This is a genomic window from uncultured Oscillibacter sp. (genome assembly GCF_910587525.1).
In the GTDB taxonomy this organism is placed as follows: Bacteria; Bacillota; Clostridia; order Oscillospirales; family Oscillospiraceae; genus Oscillibacter.
The window spans coordinates 1-15617 of the sequence record NZ_CAJULS010000006.1 but is presented as its reverse complement, the minus strand read 5'-3'; the positions used below and the strand labels follow the sequence as shown (position 1 = coordinate 15617).

Genomic DNA, 15617 nt, shown 5'->3' with positions numbered 1-15617 from the left:
CGGAAGGGATTGGAAAATAAAAACCGCCTGCCGGCGGTTTTTATTTGCAGTCATTTTTTCTTGTCAGGAGAGGATCTCCCGCATGGCAGAGACCAGACAGGATACCTCCTCCGGCGTGTTGAAATCCGAGAAGCTGAGGCGAACGGTACCGCTCTCCAACGTTCCGGCGGAGCTGTGGGCCAGGGGTGCGCAGTGGAGTCCCGCCCGCACGGCAATTCCCCGTTCCGCCAGAGCCTCCCCCAATGCCTCTGCCTCCCGGCCTTCTGCGGTGAAGGACAGCACCCCCGCCTGGGCGTGAAGATCCGGCCGGGCATACACTGTCACACCGGGCAGCACCCGTAGCTCCTCCGCCGCCATCTGTGCCAGTTGACGCTCCCGGCGGCAGATGGCCTCCAGTCCCCTCTGCCGGACATACCGAACGCCTGCCAGCAGACCGGCGATGCCGGGCACATTGTGGGTGCCTGCCTCCAGACGGTCCGGTAAAAAGTCCGGCATCTCCTGTTGAATGGAAAGACTTCCGGTGCCGCCCTCCAGCAGAGGGCGGGGCATAACGCCTTTTCCGCACAGCAGTACACCGGTACCCTGGGGACCGTAAAGGCCCTTGTGCCCCGGCATGGCGGCAAACGCCGCCCCCAGCTCTGTCATATTCAACGGCAGTACACCGGCGGCCTGGGAGTCGTCTATGATCAGCGGCACGCCCCTTGCCCGGCACAGGACCGCCACAGCCTCAACGGGCTGGATAAAACCAAAGACATTGGAGACATGACTGCAGATCACTGCATCCACGCCTCCGTCCACCAGCTTGGCAAACGCATCTGACACCGCCTCCGGCTGAAACAGTGGTGCTTCTGCGATCCTCACGTCCGCCTCCAAAGCCGCCAGTGGACGGGTGACGGCGTTATGCTCGTAACCGGAGATCACTACCCGTCCTCCGGGGGGCACCAGGGTCTTGATGGCAATATTCAGCCCGTGGGTAGCGTTGAAGGTGAAGGCCACCTGCTCCGGGTTATCCAGGCCAAACAGCTCCGCCAGTTCACTCCGGCAGTCAAAGGCAGCCTCGGCAGCCGCCATGGCGGCAGGGTATCCTCCCCGCCCTGGGGAGCTCATGGCGCGCAGGGCCTCCACCATGGCCGCCTCCACGGCGGAGGGCTTTTGGAAGGTAGTGGCGGCGCTGTCGAGATAGATCATCTCCCCACCTCCCGGTACAGTCCTCGTTGGTACAAAAATATTTGAACAGGGTCCAATGATTCCCTGTGAAGGGCCGTTAACGCGTCCGTCAGGCCGCTGACTGTCACACGCACGGCATAGGCACAGCCCAATTCTGTCAGATCCCGGGGGGCGCGGAAAATCTGGCAGCGGATGCCCGCCCGTGCCAGCGCCCGCTGCATCCGCTGCGCATAGGTGACAGACCGTGCGATAATCAGATAGTGATCCACAGGCACTCCTCCTCTCTACCCATTCTATGGACGGATAGAAGAAAGGTGCGTCAAAAAAGGCTCCGCCGGTGGCAGAGCCCTTTCGTTCATTTCGCAGATATCCGGTTTCCGCGGGACTGCCCCTTATCCCGGGCCCTCTAAAAGTGCCACGGCGTAAGCTGCCATGCCGGAGCCATCCCCGGTAAAACCCAATCCCTCCTCAGTGGTGGCCTTTACATTGACCCGCTCCGGTTCAATCCTCAGCGCTTTGGCAATATTCTCTGTCATCTGCCCCTTGTAAGGGGCAATCTTTGGTGCCTGGGCCAAAAGTGTGGCATCAATGTTCACCACCGCATAGCCCTGCTCTGCCAGCAACCGTCCTACCTCAGCCAGCAGTTTCAGACTGGAGATCCCGGCGTAGGCCGGGTCTGTGTCCGGAAACAACTGCCCGATATCTCCCAGCCGGGCGGCCCCGGACAAGGCGTCCATGACGGCATGAACCAGCACGTCGGCATCGGAGTGACCCAGGAGCCCCCGCTCCCAAGGGATCTCCACACCGCCCAAAATCAACGCCCGTCCCTCCACCAGCCGGTGAACGTCATACCCATGACCAATGCGCAGGTTCATCATCGTCCTTCCTCCCGGGCCTGCAAAATGGCCTCCGCCAGGATCAGATCTACCGGAGTGGTAATCTTCAGATTTTCCTCCTCGCCCTCCACCAAAAATACCACTTTGCCCAGCCGCTCCACAGCGGAGCAGTCGTCGGTAACAGGAGTGCCGCTCTCCAGTGCCGACTGGAGAGCCGCTTTCAAAATACTGGCCTCAAACACCTGGGGTGTCTGAACAGCCCGGAGGACATCCCGTTCCAGAGTCTGCTCCACAGCGCCGTCTTCCCGGACAGCTTTGACGGTGTCTTTCAGTGCCACGGCAGGCGCCGCAGCACCGCAGCGGGCAGCAGCGCTGACCACGCGGCCGATCAGCTCCGGCGTCACCAGCGGGCGGGCACCGTCCTGTACGGCCAGCAATGCCGACTCCGGAGAGGCCTCCAGGGCCGCTAGCAGTACGGAGTGGACGCGGCTCTCACCACCCCGCACCACCTTGGCACACTTGTCAATGCCATATGTATGACACAGGTGAGATATCTCCACCAGTTCCTCCTCCCGGGCGGCCACCACGATCTCATCAATCTCCTCCGCCAATTGGAGCGCGGTCAGAGTCCGCACCAGCACCGGCACACCTTCCAGGGGTTCCAGCAGCTTGTTCACGCCCCCCATGCGGCTGGAAGCACCTGCGGCAGCCACCAGAGCGGTGCAGCGCGGGCGGTTCGTGTCTTTGATCTTGCGGAGAAAAGAAAACATATTGGCCTCCATGCACCCTCCGGCGCTTCCATATGCAACTGCGGCCGCCGGTCACACGGCGGCCTCCTGGGTCATAGCGCAGTCAACTCGGGCCTCCACGATCTCGTAGTCTGCCTGCTCTGTCAAAACAATCTCCGAAATCAGAATCCGCTTGGCGGTCTGGAGCATCTTCCGCTCCCCGGTGGACAGCCCCCGTCGGGTATCCCTGGTCATCAGGCCCTTGACCACCCGGGCCACCTCCCGCAGATCGCCGCTCTTGAGGCGATGCAGATTCTCCTGGTATCGTTTGTTCCAATTGGCGCTGCTCTCCACTTTCAAAGCAGGCATGGACGCAATGAGCGCCTCTGCCTCCTCCGGTGTGATGATGGCGCGAAGGCCGATGGTCCCGCTGTTGGACACCGGGATCTTCAGCAGCAGCCCGCCCACAGGCATTTTAAACACATAATACTCTTCCGTACTTCCTGCTACCTTCTCCCGGACAATGGCGTCTATGACGCCGGCCCCGTGCATTGGGTGCGCGACGAGATCCCCGATCCTGAACATGGCAAGCCCCTCCCCTTTTTCATCGGTTCATTGTGGTGCTTGGTACTCGCTGATGCGCCATCTCTATATTCCTATATTTTCTATATGATATCTTTATTATATCCTCCTTTTCCTATATTTACAAGCACTTTTTCAAAAAATTACAGATAATTTTTCAAGAATGCTGCAAAAAATGGCGGACAGTCAAAAACTGTCCGCCATTTTGAATGATGATTTACCGCTTGTTGGAGCGCCGCCAAATATGCATCTTCTCCGCCTCAGCGATCAGCTCCTCCCGGAACTGGGGATGGGCAATGCCGATGATGCCCTCAGCCCGCTCCCAGGCAGATTTGCCCTTGACGTTGAACTTGCCGTACTCCGTCACCAGATAGTGAAGGTTTGTACGGGTAGCAGTCACAATGGAGCCTTCCAGCAGTGTCGGCCGGATCCGGGACTTCAAATGGCCGCTCTTTTTATCCATGTAGGAGGATGAGCAGCAGATAAAGCTCTTGCCGCCCTTGGCCAGGTATGCGCCCATGACAAAGTCCTGCTGGCCGCCGGCGCCGGAGATATGGCGGGTACCGGAGGACTCGGAGGACACCTGGCCGAAGAGATCAATATCTACGGCGCCGTTGATGGAGATAAAGTTCTCAATCTGGGACACCCGGGCGATATCGTTGACATAGCTCACCGGCGCAGCCATGCACTCCGGATTGTTGTCCAGGAAATCATACAGCTTTTGAGAGCCTGCGGCAAAGGCGTAGGTCTGGCGGCCCCGGTCAAAGGGCTTGCGCATGCCGGTGATGCGTCCCGCCTCGGACATATCCACAAAGGCGTCCACATACATCTCCGTATGTACGCCCAAATCTCGCAGGTCAGACTCTGCCACCATCTTGCCGATGGCATTTGGCATTGCGCCGATGCCCAGCTGAAGGCAGGCACCGTTGGGAATTTCCGGAACAACCAGCCGGGCCACCGCCAGATCCACCTCGGAGGCGGCTCCGCCGCCGCCCAGAATATCCATGGGAGGATTCTCTCCTTCCACGATCATATCCACATCACTGATATGGATACAGTTGTCATAGCCGCCAAGGCACACCGGCATATTCTCGTTAATTTCCACAATGATGGTCTTGGCACATTCACAGACGGCTTTCAGGTGGGACCCGCCAGGGCCGAAGTTAAACCAGCCGTGTTTATCCATTGGCGCGACCTGAAACATAGCCACATCCAGAGACTGGATACAGTTGGTATAGTACCCCGGCAGCTCAGAATAGCGCAGGGGGATGTAAAAGGCGAATCCCGCGCTGACAGCCTTGCGCTCAATGCCGCTCATATGCCAGGAATTCCAGGTGAAGTGGCTGGCGGCATCCGGCACATCAAAAATTGCGGGCTGGTGGGTCAGGATTCCGCCCCGGATCTTCACATCCGTCAGCTCGTTCATCCGCTGCGCCAGGGCCTTGTCCAGCGCGATGGGAGAGCAGACGCTCCAGCCGTAATCCAGCCAGTCACCGGACTTGACCACCTTTACCGCCTCGCCGGCAGAGGTCAGCTTCTGTTTATACTCGTCCTGATAGCTCATTGTTGTTCCTCCTGTATTCCCTTTTCTATAGCCAAGCGGGTATGCTCCCGCTCAGATCGCTTCAGAGAACAACCACAGCCATGGCGGGCAGCTCGGAAAGATTGGCCGCCGTGATTGTCACACTTTTCACAAGACAAAATTATACCATACCGTCCCCATGATTGCAATGAAGATGTCAAAAAAATCACAAATTTTTTCATATAAAGAGAGGCAGACCTTTGGCCTGCCTCTCCAATGCGGTTTTCTTACTCCTCGATCTCCGCAGGTTCATCAGTCTCTTCCACAGCAGGGGTCAGCAAAGCGCGGATGGACAGAGAGATCTTCTGCTTCTCCTCGTCGATGGCAGTGATCTTCACATCCACGGTCTGGTTCTCAGACAGTACGTCCTCCGGCTTCTCAATGCGGCGGTCCGCGATCTGGGAAATGTGGATCAGGCCGTCCACACCGGGCACCACCTCGGCAAAGGCGCCAAAGCTCATCAGCTTGACAATGCGGACGGTGGCCACATCGCCAACAGCGTACTTGTCCATAAAGACCTGCCAGGGATTGACGCTGTGGTCCTTGACACCCAAAGAGATCTTCCGCTTTTCCGCGTCGAAGGAGATGACGTACACCTCCATGGGATCGCCGACCTTGCACACCTCGGCGGGGGTCTTGATACGGCTCCAGCTCAGCTCGGAGATATGTACCATGCCGTCCACGCCGCCGATATCCACAAACACGCCATAGCTGGTCATGGACTTCACAGTGCCGGAATAACGCTTGCCCTCCTCAATATTGGCCCAAACCTCTTCCTGAGCGGCCCTGCGGGCCTCATCGGTGACAGCCCGGATGGAGCCAACCACCCGGCGGCGGGCACGGTTGACCTCCGTGACACGCAGCTGCACCTTCTGCTTGACCATGGCGCTCAGATCCGCGCCGCGGGGCTGTCCGCTCTGAGAGGCGGGGACAAATACCCGCACACCCTTGACAGAGACCACGATGCCGCCCTTGTTCTCCTCGGTGACAGTACCCTCAAGCACAGTCTTTTCCTCGACGGCGGTCTCGATGTTCTCCCACACCTTGACAGCGTCCAGACGCTTTTTGCTCAGTTCGGCGTAGCCCTCTACGTCATTGACGCGGACGATGTAAGTCTCAATCTCGTCGCCCACCTTGACAATGTCCTCAGGCTTGGCATTAGGGTCGTCGCTCAGTTCGCTGAACTTGATGTAGGCGGCCTGCTTGGCGCCCACATCCACCTGCACCTCAGTCGGCGTGATGGCCGTGACAATGCCAGTTACTTTCTCTCCTGTATCTAAAGTTTTGAAAGACTGATTCAGTAATTCCTCGAAGGACTCCTCTTTGCCCTCGGCCGCTTTGATTTCTTCGCTCATCGTTGCATATACCTCCTTAATAATGCCCGCTGGCGTGGAGGCTCCGGCCGTAAGGCCCGCAACAGAACAACCATCGAACAAATCCGGCGAGAGCTCGTCCGCCCCCTCAATCTGGAGGACGCGGGGACATCTCTCTTTGCAAATTTCGGTCAAATGTTTGGTGTTGGCGCTTTTACGGTCTCCCACCACGACCATCACGTCCACCCGGGCGGCGATTTCCACCGCCTCAGACTGACGCTTGTGCGTAGCATTGCATATTGTATCAAATATTTTCGCGTTTGTACACTCTTTTTTTATGATTTTCCAAGAAGTTTCAAAAAGTTCACGAATACAGGTGGTTTGAGCCGCTACCGTCAGGGGGATCTCCCGGTTTTCGGAAGCGCTGCCCAGCCAGCGGCGAACGGCCTCCGGCCCGTCAAACACCAGGGGCTTCCGGCACCAGCTGGCCACGCCCGCCACCTCAGGGTGTCCCGGATCACCAATGACCACTGTCCGGCGGCCCTCCGTCTCAGCCTGGGCCACTAGACGCTGGATACGCACCACGTTGGGGCACGTGGCATTCACACAGCGCACTCCCCTGGCCTCCAGATCGTCCAACACGCTCTTCCGCTCCCCGTGAGAGCGAATAACCACCGTGTCCCCGGGCCCCAGTGACGACGGGTCGCCAGTTTTCCGGACGCCTTTCCGTGTCAGATCCTCCACCACATGGGCGTTATGGATTAGATCCCCCAGCATCCAGCAGCCGCCGGTCTCAGCGGCGGTCTTCTCCGCCAGCTCCACCGCCCGGCGCACGCCGTAGCAGAATCCGGCACTCTGTGCCAGCAGCACCTCATTCACAGCGGCTCTCCCCCTACGGACTGGCCGCCCAGAGCGTAAGCCGCCGCCAGGATATCGTCCGCGATCTTCTGCATCTCCTCAGACGTACCCCGCCGCCCGGTGTAATGGGGCACATAGGGCTCACCGAAGATAATGCGGGTGCGGCGGAACAGCCTCTTCTCCCCGTCCACAAAGACAGGCACCAGCACCGCGCCGGTCCGCACGCCGATCATCGCCACGCCCGCCTTGGCGTGGGCCGGCAGACCATCTATGTACCCCACGCCATTGCGGACCACGGTCCCCTCCGGGAAAATCAGCAGATTGTCGCCGTCCTTAATGGCCTGCATAGCAGTCCGCACAGTATTGATATCGTTGTTCCCCCGGCTGACGGGGAAAGCCCCCACCTTCCGCAGCAGCCAACCCAGCAGCGGATTTTTGAACAGCTCCTCCTTGGCCATAATGTGGAGGCGGTAGTTCCTGGGCAGCTTCAGCGCCACCAGGATGGGATCCCAGTTGCTGGCGTGGTTGGGACACAGCAGTGCACCGCGTTGGGGAAGCCGCTCCATCCCCTCTACAGAGACTGGGTGCAGGATGTCAGCCACAAACCCCGCCACATAATAAATGAAGACAAACAAACGGTTGAATGGCTTCATGCGCCCCCCGACCTTTCCCGAATGATAGAAAGCAGCGCCGCCTCGCTCTCCTGAAAATCCAAATCCGTGGTGTCCAGCAGCACGGCATCCTCTGCCTGGCGAAGAGGCGCGATGGGGCGGTGGATATCGTTCCAGTCCCGCTCCTCGATCTCCTGCAAGACCTTCTCATAAGGCTGCGGCATTCCTCTCTGCTCCAGCTCCAGACAGCGGCGGCGGGCCCGTGCCTCCGGCGAGGCAGTGAGGAATATCTTCACCTCCGCGTCCGGCAACACCTCGGTGCCGATGTCCCGCCCGTCCATAATGACACTGTGCTCCCTGGCCAGTTTCCGCTGCATCTCCAGCAAAAAGCCCCGCACACCGGGGTGGGCCGAGACGGCGGAGGCACACAGGGAGATCTCCGGCAGGCGGATGGCCGCCGTTACATCCTCTCCGTTCAGCAGCATACACTGCAGACCGTCCCTCCCATAAGCCAATTCCACGGTGACCTCCGGCAGGCAGGCGGTTACCGCCGCCTCATCCTTGGGGTCAATCCTATGGGTATGGGCATAATATCCTACAGTACGATAAATTGCCCCGGTATCCACATATAAGTAACCCAACTTTCCGGCAGCACTGCGCGCAAGGGTGCTTTTACCTGCGCCGGAAGGGCCGTCAATGGCAATGCGGATGGTATTCATCTCTCTTCTCTCCTGTCAATCATCGTTGTTCGCCGCCTCTGCCGCCGCAAATCCCGCGGCACGGCCTGTGGCCCAGGCAATCTGTAGATTAAATCCGCCGGTATAGGCGTCTACATCAATCAGTTCGCCCGCAAAGTATAATCCCTTTACAATCTTTGATCCCATGGTATTTGGGTTGATCTCACCCACTTTGACTCCGCCGGAGGTGACAATGGCGTCCGTCACCGGGCAGGGCCCGGCAATTACCACGGGAAAATGCTTCAAAACCGTCAGCAGGCCCCGGCGCTGTTCCCGGGTGACGTCGTGCACCTTCTGATGCGGATCGATCTCAGAAGCTTTCACAACCTCTGGAATCAGCTTCTTGGGCAGCAGATCGTCCAGGGCGTTGCAAAAATCGTGGTTGGCATATTTCTCAAAATCTCCCAGAAGCCGCCGGTCCAAGGTCTGTTCATCCAAAGCAGGTTTCAGATCGATCTCCAAATGGTAAGCCCGCTCTCCAAACCGCCGCATATGGGCGGAGGCCGAAAGAACCAACGGCCCGCTGACGCCGAAATGAGTAAACAGCAGCTCTCCGAAATCCGCATAGATTTTCTTGCTGTTTTCAAAAACCGTCAGTTCCACGTTCCGCAGGCTCAGCCCCTGTAACTCCCGGCCCAGACCGAAATCCCGCAGGGGAACCAGAGAGCCCCGCAGCGGCGTCACCGTGTGCCCCGCCTCCGCCGCTATACGGTGACCCTCCCCGGTGGAGCCGGTAGCGGGATAGGATACGCCCCCTGTAGCCAGGATCACCGCCTGCGCTGGGTATCGGCATCGCTCTCCCGACACGCCCTGCATTGTATTCTCCAGAATATCTAAACGCACCGCCCGGTCCCGGACCAGAGAGACTCCCAGAGCCTTCAGCCGCCGCTCCAAGGCAGCACTGACGTCAAAGGCCCGATCGCTGACCGGAAAGACCCGATTTCCCCGTTCGGTTTTCAAAGGCAGTCCCAGGTCCTCAAAAAATTTTATGGCATCCCGTCCGTCAAAGCGGGAAAAAGCGCTGTAAAGGAATTTCCCATTCCTAGGAATGCTGGCCAGAAGCTCTTCCATTCCGGCGTTGTTAGTCACGTTGCAGCGGCCTTTGCCGGTGATATTCAGCTTCTTCCCCAGCCGCTCATTGGGTTCCAGCAGTGTCACCTCGCCGCCACGCTCGGCGGCGGAAATGGCCGCCATCATTCCGGCAGCGCCGCCGCCGGCTACCACGATCCGCTTACTCATCGTCCGTCTTCCCAAATACATCGTAAGCGTTCCAAATATCCTCCAGCTCAGCAAAGGTCTTGGCCGCATTTGTCCCCAGCCGGACTCCGACGGCAATCAGCAGCGCGTTGATCAGGGACAGAGGCGCCACCATGGAGTCTACAAAGGAGATCATCTCACAGGGGGCCAGCAGGGCCGCATCCGCCATCTGATACACAGGAGACAGCTCATTGTCCGTGATCGCAATAATGGACGCTCCCCGGTCCTGGGCAAATTTCACGGTGTTCAGCGTCACCCGGGAATACCGGGGAAAACTGATTGCCACCATCACATCCTCCGGCCCAATTCGCAGCAGCTGCTCAAAGATCTCTCCAGCGGCGTTGGACTGCACAAGCGTCACATTCTCCGTCAGCAAGTGCATGTAAAAATTCAAATATCCCGCCACAAAGGAGGAGGAGCGAACCCCCAGAATATAGATGTGGCGGCAGCTCAAAAGCTGATCCACCACCCGGTCGAATTCACTCTGGTTGGCCTCGCCGGCCATCAGCCGCAGCTTTTCAATGTCCGACTGCACCACGGCCGGCAGGATGGACCGCCGGTCAAACATGTCCCCCGCCGCCTGAATACGCTGGGTGGAAGTCAGGCGGCTCCGGATCATCTCCTGCAGAGCCCGCTGCATGCTTGGGTAACCGTCATACCCTAGCTCCGAGGCAAAGCGTACCACCGTGGACTCGCTGACCTCCGCCAGCTTGCCCAGCTTGCTGGCAGTCAGAAACGCCGCCTTGTCGTAATTCTCCAAAATATAATTGGCAATCCGCTTTTGTCCCTTGGAAAAGCCCGCCATATTGGTCTCAATCGTATGTAAAATACTCTTCGCCACAATCGTTCCTCCGGCCTGTTTCAGACGACATATGGGCAATCCGCCGCTCCGGAAATCTCCGGACAGAAAACTGCATCCTGTGGTATTGTACCACAAATCCCAAAGGATTCAACCGTTTTTTGCAGGATTTTTTTGGAACTTGCAAAATTCAGACAGCAACTGCCGCTCTGTTCCAAACCTTTGACGAAAAAGGTATTTTTCTGAAATTATTTTAAAAAATAGTTTGACAAGAGAGCGGATATCTATTATAATACTAGTCGTGTCATTGCGAGGTAGCTTATGCTTTTAGATGTAAAATCGATCCTGCACACTCCGGGCGGGCGCCTGGAGTTCCAGTTTGATCTGGACCTCTCTGACGTGGAGTTCTCCGGCCGGTATCCGGTCTCCCACCCTGTCGCCGTCTCCGGTGAGGTGCGGAACGCTGCCGATGTGCTTCATCTGGACCTGACGGCCCGGACCACACTGGACGCCGTCTGTGACCGTTGCGGCAAAGCGTTTTCTCTGGAAACGGAGGTCCCCTGCCACTGTATGCTGGCAGAATCTCTGGAAAACGGCGAGAGCGACGAGATTGAGTTGCTGGAGGACGGCAAAGCAGATCTCGGCGAACTGGCCCGCACGGCGTTCATCCTCGGGATGGACACCAAAACCCTGTGTTCTGAAGATTGCAAAGGACTGTGTTCCCGCTGCGGCGCCGATTTGAACCTCGGCCCCTGCTCCTGCAAAAAGGAGATCGATCCGCGGTTGGCGGTTCTTGCCAAGCTTTTGGAGAACAAATAGAGAAATGAGATAAGGACAGGCCCAGCCTGCACCTTTGAACGATCAAGGAGGTGTCACAATGGCAGTACCCAAGAGAAAAGTATCCAAAGCAAGACGCGACAAACGCCGCAGCTCCACATGGAAGCTGACGTCCCCCGCTCTCGTCGTTTGCCCGAAATGCGGTGCGCAGCACCTGCCTCACAGAATGTGCCAGGAATGCGGTACGTATAATGGCCGCGAGGTCAAGGTCGTCAAGTCCGTTGTCGCAAAATAAGGGATTTTGTACGCTTGTTTAGGAGGGAAGATGCTTCTTCCCTCCTTACTTTTTGTCTTGCTATCCTGCCCTTTGGCGGGTATAATACCTATATCAACATTATCTACAGAGAGAAAGGAAGTGAGGGCCTATGAAACCCATTGTCGCAATTGTGGGGCGGCCCAACGTAGGCAAATCCCAGCTGTTCAACAAACTGGTAGGTCGGCGGGTATCTATTGTGGAGGACACCCCCGGCGTCACCCGGGACCGCATCTATGGCAAGACCGACTGGAACGGGCGGCAGTTTACCCTCATCGACACCGGCGGTATTGAGCCCCGCACCGATAACCTGATTCTGGAATTCATGCGGGACCAGGCACAGACCGCCATTGAGACCGCCACGGTCATCATTTTTTTGACAGACATTCGCACAGGGCTCACTGCCTCCGACCACGAGGTGGCCAACATGCTGCTGCGAAGCGGCAAGCCCATTGTACTGGCAGTAAATAAAATGGACTCCATCGGTGCGCCGGACCCGGACTTCTATGAGTTCTATAACCTGGGACTGGGAGACCCCATCGCCGTCTCCGCCGTCCATGGCCACGGCACCGGCGACCTGCTGGACGCCTGCGTGGCCTACTTCCCATCTGAGGAGACCGAGGATGAGGAAGACGACGCTATCCATGTGGCGGTCATCGGCAAACCCAACGCGGGCAAATCCTCTCTGGTAAATAAGATCCTGGGTGAGGAGCGGGTCATCGTCTCCGATGTTGCCGGCACCACCCGGGACGCCATTGACTCCCGGTTTGAAAACGACAAGGGCAGTTTCGTCTTCATCGACACCGCCGGCATCCGGCGGCGGTCCAAGGTATCCGAGGACATTGAAAAGTACAGCGTCCTTCGGGCCACCATGGCCATTGAACGGGCGGATGTGTGCCTGATCCTCATCGACGCCGTGGAGGGCGTCACGGAGCAGGACAGCAAGGTGGCGGGTCTGGCCCACGAGGCAGGCAAGGCCAGCATTATCGTGGTAAACAAGTGGGACCTGATCGAAAAAGACGGCAAAACCATGGACCGTATGCGGGAGGAGGTCCGGCAGGGCCTCAGCTTCATGGCCTACGCCCCCATCCTGTTCATCTCCGCCAAGACTGGACAGCGGGTAGACCGGCTCTTTGAGCTCATCGACTACGTCTCCAACCAGGCTGCCACCCGCATCACCACAGGCATGCTGAATAACGTTCTTGCGGATGCCCAGACCCGGGTCCAGCCCCCCACCGACAAGGGCCGGAGGCTCAAGATCTACTATATGACCCAGGTGGGCGTGAAGCCGCCCCACTTCGTGGCCTTCTGCAACGACACCCGTCTATTCCACTTCTCATACCAGCGGTATCTGGAAAACTGCATCCGCAATACTTTCGGTCTGGAGGGGACGCCCGTTATCCTCTCCGTGCGCCAGCGGGGCGAGAAGGAGGAGTGATCGCATGGAAAACTGGTGGCTTCTGATTCTGGTGATGTACGGCGGTTCAGCACTGGCCGCTTATCTGCTGGGCTGCTTCAACGGTGCTGTCATTGTCTCCAAGTATATCCTGCGGGACGATGTACGGAACCACGGCAGCGGCAACGCGGGGCTCACCAACTTCTACCGCACTTTCGGCGGCCCGCTGACGGCGCTGGTAATTCTGACAGATGTTCTCAAGGCAGTTTTTGCCCTCTTGCTTGGTGTCTGGGTCTTTGGATGGCTTCCCGGAGGCGGCCCGGCACTGTTCGGCCATCATATAGACGGTGTGCTGTTCGGCAAATACTGGGCGGGCCTCTTCTGCCTCCTGGGCCACATGTTTCCCTGCATGTTCAAGTTCAAGGGCGGCAAGGGCATTCTCTCCGGCGGCACCATCGCCATTATGATTGACTGGCGCATCGCCCTGGTGGTGTGGGGCGGGTTTTTGCTGCTGACTGTCCTCACCCGGTACGTCTCCCTGGGCTCTTTGTGGGCCGGGGCCAGCTTCCCCTTTGCCACCTGGGTGTGCTACCCGGACCCGGTGATCGTCATTCTGGGCTTCCTCTGTGGAGGGCTTGTGGTCTGGCAGCACCGGGCTAACATCAAGCGTCTCCTCTCCGGCACGGAGAGCAAATTCAGCTTTCGCCATAAAAAGGAGGGCGGTTTATGAAGACGGCAGTTTTAGGCAGCGGCGGCTGGGGTACGGCCCTGGCCCTGGTCCTCTGTGACAACGGGCACGATGTGACCCTCTGGTCTCACTCCCCGGAGAAGGCAGGCCAGATGGCCCAAACCCGGGAAAATTCCCTTCTGAAAGGCGTCCTACTGCCGGAATCCCTTCATATCACCGGGGAACTGGACTGTCTGTCCGATGCAGAGCTGGTAATCAGCGCTCCCCCCTCCTTTGCCGTCCGGGCCACGGGGGAAAAGATCCGGCCCTATCTGCGGCCCGAGACAGTTCTGGTAACTGTCTCCAAGGGTATCGAGCGTGAGACCGGACTGCGGATGAGCCAGGTCCTCCAGGAAACCACGGAGAACATCCGCAAAGTAGTGGCCCTCTCCGGCCCCTCCCACGCAGAGGAGGTGGGCCGCAAGCTGCCTACTGGCTGCGTCTCCGCCTGTCCAGATCGGGCTGCGGCCCGGTTTGTTCAGGATGCCTTTATGAACGATTACTTCCGCATCTACACCAGCTATGACATCATCGGCGTTGAGCTGGCGGCGGCGCTGAAAAACGTGGTGGCCCTCTCCTGCGGTATCTGCACCGGCCTGGGACTCCAGGACAACACCAAGGCCCTGCTGATGACCCGGGCCATGGCGGAAATCACCCGTTTGGGGGAACAGCTGGGCGGCACCCGGCGAACCTTCGGCGGTCTTGCAGGCATGGGGGATCTGATCGTCACCTGCACCTCTCTCCACTCCCGAAATTACCGGGCGGGTATCCTTATCGGGCAGGGCAAAAGCGTCCAAACTGCCATGGAGGAGGTAGGCGCCGTAGTGGAAGGCTATTACGCCGCCGAGAGCGTCTATCAGCTGGCGGAAAAGGAGCAGGTGGAGATGCCCATCTGCCGCTGCGCCTACGAGGTGTTATACCGTGGCAAGCAGGCCCGGGATGTGGTCAGGGAGCTGATGGGCCGGGCCAAAAAAGACGAACTGCTGGAACGAACCTGGATGTGAGTGGCAAAAACCGGGCGGGAATGTCCTCGCCCGGTTTTCTACAAAGAAAAAATCCCGGACATCAGTCCGGGATTTCGTTTGTACATGTCAAATCGCTCTGGTGACCTTACCGGAACGCATGCACCGGGTACAAACATACACATGGCGGGGCGTACCGTTGACGATGGCCTTCACACGCTTCACATTGGGCTTCCAGGGACGATTGGAACGCCGGTGAGAGTGAGAGACCTGAATGCCGAAAGTCACGCCTTTGTCGCAAAACTCGCACTTTGCCATCCTTTGCACCTCCTTGCTATTGCGCACTTTTATTATAATATCAGGAATACTTACAAAATGCAAGAAAAACTTTCATCAATTTTTCCTGCAGTTCATGCTGAAATCAGGCGACTGCCTTTTTGGCGATCTCGGTCAGCTGGGTGAAGGCGGCAGCATCGCTGATGGCGATCTCAGAGAGCATCTTTCGGTTAATCTCAATGCCGGCAGTCTTCAGACCGTGCATGAAGGTGGAATAATTCATCCCGTTGAGCTTGCAGGCAGCAGAGATGCGGGTGATCCACAGGGAGCGGAAGTCGCGCTTTTTCAGCCGGCGGCCGGTGTAGGCGTAAGTCAGGGACTTCATAACCGCCTGGTTTGCCACGCGGAAGTGCTTGGACTTAGAGCCCCAGTAGCCCTTTGCCATCTTCATGACCTTATTTCTTCTCTTGCGCGTCATCATCGCGCCTTTGATTCTAGCCATTGTAAAAAGCCTCCTATTCTATACAGCTTACTTGTAGGGGATCATCTTGCGCACAGCATCCACATTGGTGGCGTCCGCGTAACCGCCCGCCCGCAGACGGCGGGTGCGCTTGGTGTCCTTCTTGGTCAGGATGTGGCTCTTGAAAGCCTTGAGATCGGAAGAGCGTCGTGTAGGGAAAGAGTGTAGATCTCGGT

18 protein-coding genes are annotated in these 15617 nt (G+C 58.1%); 5 read left to right on the top strand and 13 right to left on the bottom strand.

What is annotated here, in order from left to right; translation table 11 throughout:
• Positions 1 to 63: 63 nt before the first annotated feature.
• From QZ326_RS01420 to QZ326_RS01370, 11 genes are all read right to left on the bottom strand, one after another.
• Entirely contained in the window at positions 64 to 1188 is a 1125-nt protein-coding gene (locus tag QZ326_RS01420) for an aminotransferase class V-fold PLP-dependent enzyme (protein ID WP_295740485.1), read from the bottom strand.
• Positions 1185 to 1436 carry a DUF3343 domain-containing protein gene (locus tag QZ326_RS01415; RefSeq protein ID WP_295740483.1) on the bottom strand — a complete coding sequence of 84 codons (252 nt, stop codon included), beginning with the start codon at positions 1434 to 1436 and terminating at the stop codon, positions 1185 to 1187. Before QZ326_RS01415 ends, QZ326_RS01420 begins: the two co-directional genes overlap by 4 nt.
• Before the next feature lie 123 nt (positions 1437 to 1559).
• On the bottom strand, positions 1560 to 2045 hold the full coding sequence (gene ispF / locus QZ326_RS01410) for a 2-C-methyl-D-erythritol 2,4-cyclodiphosphate synthase (RefSeq protein WP_295740481.1): 486 nt from the start codon (positions 2043 to 2045) through the stop codon (positions 1560 to 1562).
• On the bottom strand, positions 2042 to 2773 hold the full coding sequence (gene ispD, locus QZ326_RS01405) for a 2-C-methyl-D-erythritol 4-phosphate cytidylyltransferase (RefSeq protein WP_295740479.1): 732 nt from the start codon (positions 2771 to 2773) through the stop codon (positions 2042 to 2044). Before ispD ends, ispF begins: the two co-directional genes overlap by 4 nt.
• 51 nt (positions 2774 to 2824) lie before the next feature.
• Entirely contained in the window at positions 2825 to 3316 is a 492-nt protein-coding gene (locus QZ326_RS01400) for a CarD family transcriptional regulator (RefSeq protein ID WP_295740477.1), read from the bottom strand.
• A 214-nt stretch (positions 3317 to 3530) separates the two neighbouring features.
• Positions 3531 to 4877 carry a butyryl-CoA:acetate CoA-transferase gene (locus QZ326_RS01395; protein ID WP_295740475.1) on the bottom strand — a complete coding sequence of 449 codons (1347 nt, stop codon included), beginning with the start codon at positions 4875 to 4877 and terminating at the stop codon, positions 3531 to 3533.
• Between the two features lie 245 nt (positions 4878 to 5122).
• A complete protein-coding gene (locus QZ326_RS01390) occupies positions 5123 to 7087 on the bottom strand; it encodes a bifunctional 4-hydroxy-3-methylbut-2-enyl diphosphate reductase/30S ribosomal protein S1 (RefSeq protein WP_295740473.1) in 1965 nt (654 codons plus the stop codon).
• Positions 7084 to 7668, bottom strand: a complete 585-nt coding sequence (locus QZ326_RS01385; protein WP_295740471.1) for a 1-acyl-sn-glycerol-3-phosphate acyltransferase — start codon at positions 7666 to 7668, stop codon at positions 7084 to 7086. The genes QZ326_RS01390 and QZ326_RS01385 overlap by 4 nt, the downstream gene beginning before the upstream one ends.
• Before the next feature lie 47 nt (positions 7669 to 7715).
• Positions 7716 to 8396, bottom strand: coding sequence for a (d)CMP kinase (gene cmk / locus QZ326_RS01380; protein ID WP_295740469.1), 681 nt, complete (start codon positions 8394 to 8396; stop codon positions 7716 to 7718).
• A gap of 15 nt (positions 8397 to 8411) precedes the next feature.
• Positions 8412 to 9653, bottom strand: a complete 1242-nt coding sequence (locus tag QZ326_RS01375) for an aminoacetone oxidase family FAD-binding enzyme (RefSeq protein WP_295740467.1) — start codon at positions 9651 to 9653, stop codon at positions 8412 to 8414.
• Positions 9646 to 10512 (bottom strand): MurR/RpiR family transcriptional regulator, encoded by an 867-nt coding sequence (locus tag QZ326_RS01370; protein ID WP_295740465.1) that lies wholly within the window; start codon positions 10510 to 10512, stop codon positions 9646 to 9648. Before QZ326_RS01370 ends, QZ326_RS01375 begins: the two co-directional genes overlap by 8 nt.
• Positions 10513 to 10791: 279 nt before the next feature.
• Here QZ326_RS01370 and QZ326_RS01365 point away from each other — a divergent pair, with 279 nt between their 5' ends.
• The 5 genes from QZ326_RS01365 to QZ326_RS01345 all read left to right on the top strand — a co-directional run bounded on the left by QZ326_RS01365 (position 10792) and on the right by QZ326_RS01345 (position 14687).
• Positions 10792 to 11289 carry a DUF177 domain-containing protein gene (locus QZ326_RS01365; RefSeq protein WP_295740464.1) on the top strand — a complete coding sequence of 166 codons (498 nt, stop codon included), beginning with the start codon at positions 10792 to 10794 and terminating at the stop codon, positions 11287 to 11289.
• A gap of 58 nt (positions 11290 to 11347) precedes the next feature.
• Entirely contained in the window at positions 11348 to 11542 is a 195-nt protein-coding gene (gene rpmF / locus QZ326_RS01360; protein ID WP_016323570.1) for a 50S ribosomal protein L32, read from the top strand.
• Between the two features lie 130 nt (positions 11543 to 11672).
• A complete protein-coding gene (gene der, locus QZ326_RS01355; RefSeq protein ID WP_295740462.1) occupies positions 11673 to 12998 on the top strand; it encodes a ribosome biogenesis GTPase Der in 1326 nt (441 codons plus the stop codon).
• Between the two features lie 4 nt (positions 12999 to 13002).
• The gene (locus QZ326_RS01350; protein WP_295740460.1) at positions 13003 to 13686 is read left to right on the top strand and encodes a glycerol-3-phosphate acyltransferase; all 684 of its coding nucleotides are present in this window, start codon (positions 13003 to 13005) and stop codon (positions 13684 to 13686) included.
• Complete coding sequence (locus QZ326_RS01345; RefSeq protein WP_295740458.1) at positions 13683 to 14687, top strand: NAD(P)H-dependent glycerol-3-phosphate dehydrogenase; 1005 nt, start codon at positions 13683 to 13685, stop codon at positions 14685 to 14687. Before QZ326_RS01350 ends, QZ326_RS01345 begins: the two co-directional genes overlap by 4 nt.
• 87 nt (positions 14688 to 14774) lie before the next feature.
• Here the strand turns inward: QZ326_RS01345 and rpmB are convergent, their stop codons facing one another.
• Positions 14775 to 14963: a 50S ribosomal protein L28 gene (rpmB, locus tag QZ326_RS01340; protein ID WP_016323574.1), complete on the bottom strand. Its 189-nt coding sequence runs from the start codon at positions 14961 to 14963 to the stop codon at positions 14775 to 14777.
• 103 nt (positions 14964 to 15066) lie between these two features.
• On the bottom strand, positions 15067 to 15423 hold the full coding sequence (rplT, locus tag QZ326_RS01335; protein ID WP_295740455.1) for a 50S ribosomal protein L20: 357 nt from the start codon (positions 15421 to 15423) through the stop codon (positions 15067 to 15069).
• Positions 15424 to 15617 lie beyond the last annotated feature (194 nt).

Bases quoted from the DNA above. Each gene is read 5' to 3' on its own strand.
- QZ326_RS01420 (WP_295740485.1), bottom strand. From the start codon at position 1,188: ATGATCTATCTCGACAGCGCCGCCACTACCTTCCAAAAGCCCTCCGCC.
- ispF (WP_295740481.1), bottom strand. From the start codon at position 2,045: ATGATGAACCTGCGCATTGGTCATGGGTATGACGTTCACCGGCTGGTG.
- ispD (WP_295740479.1), bottom strand. From the start codon at position 2,773: ATGTTTTCTTTTCTCCGCAAGATCAAAGACACGAACCGCCCGCGCTGC.
- QZ326_RS01400 (WP_295740477.1), bottom strand. From the start codon at position 3,316: ATGTTCAGGATCGGGGATCTCGTCGCGCACCCAATGCACGGGGCCGGC.
- QZ326_RS01395 (WP_295740475.1), bottom strand. From the start codon at position 4,877: ATGAGCTATCAGGACGAGTATAAACAGAAGCTGACCTCTGCCGGCGAG.
- cmk (WP_295740469.1), bottom strand. From the start codon at position 8,396: ATGAATACCATCCGCATTGCCATTGACGGCCCTTCCGGCGCAGGTAAA.
- QZ326_RS01375 (WP_295740467.1), bottom strand. From the start codon at position 9,653: ATGAGTAAGCGGATCGTGGTAGCCGGCGGCGGCGCTGCCGGAATGATG.
- QZ326_RS01365 (WP_295740464.1), top strand. From the start codon at position 10,792: ATGCTTTTAGATGTAAAATCGATCCTGCACACTCCGGGCGGGCGCCTG.
- rpmF (WP_016323570.1), top strand. From the start codon at position 11,348: ATGGCAGTACCCAAGAGAAAAGTATCCAAAGCAAGACGCGACAAACGC.
- der (WP_295740462.1), top strand. From the start codon at position 11,673: ATGAAACCCATTGTCGCAATTGTGGGGCGGCCCAACGTAGGCAAATCC.
- QZ326_RS01350 (WP_295740460.1), top strand. From the start codon at position 13,003: ATGGAAAACTGGTGGCTTCTGATTCTGGTGATGTACGGCGGTTCAGCA.
- QZ326_RS01345 (WP_295740458.1), top strand. From the start codon at position 13,683: ATGAAGACGGCAGTTTTAGGCAGCGGCGGCTGGGGTACGGCCCTGGCC.
- rpmB (WP_016323574.1), bottom strand. From the start codon at position 14,963: ATGGCAAAGTGCGAGTTTTGCGACAAAGGCGTGACTTTCGGCATTCAG.
- rplT (WP_295740455.1), bottom strand. From the start codon at position 15,423: ATGGCTAGAATCAAAGGCGCGATGATGACGCGCAAGAGAAGAAATAAG.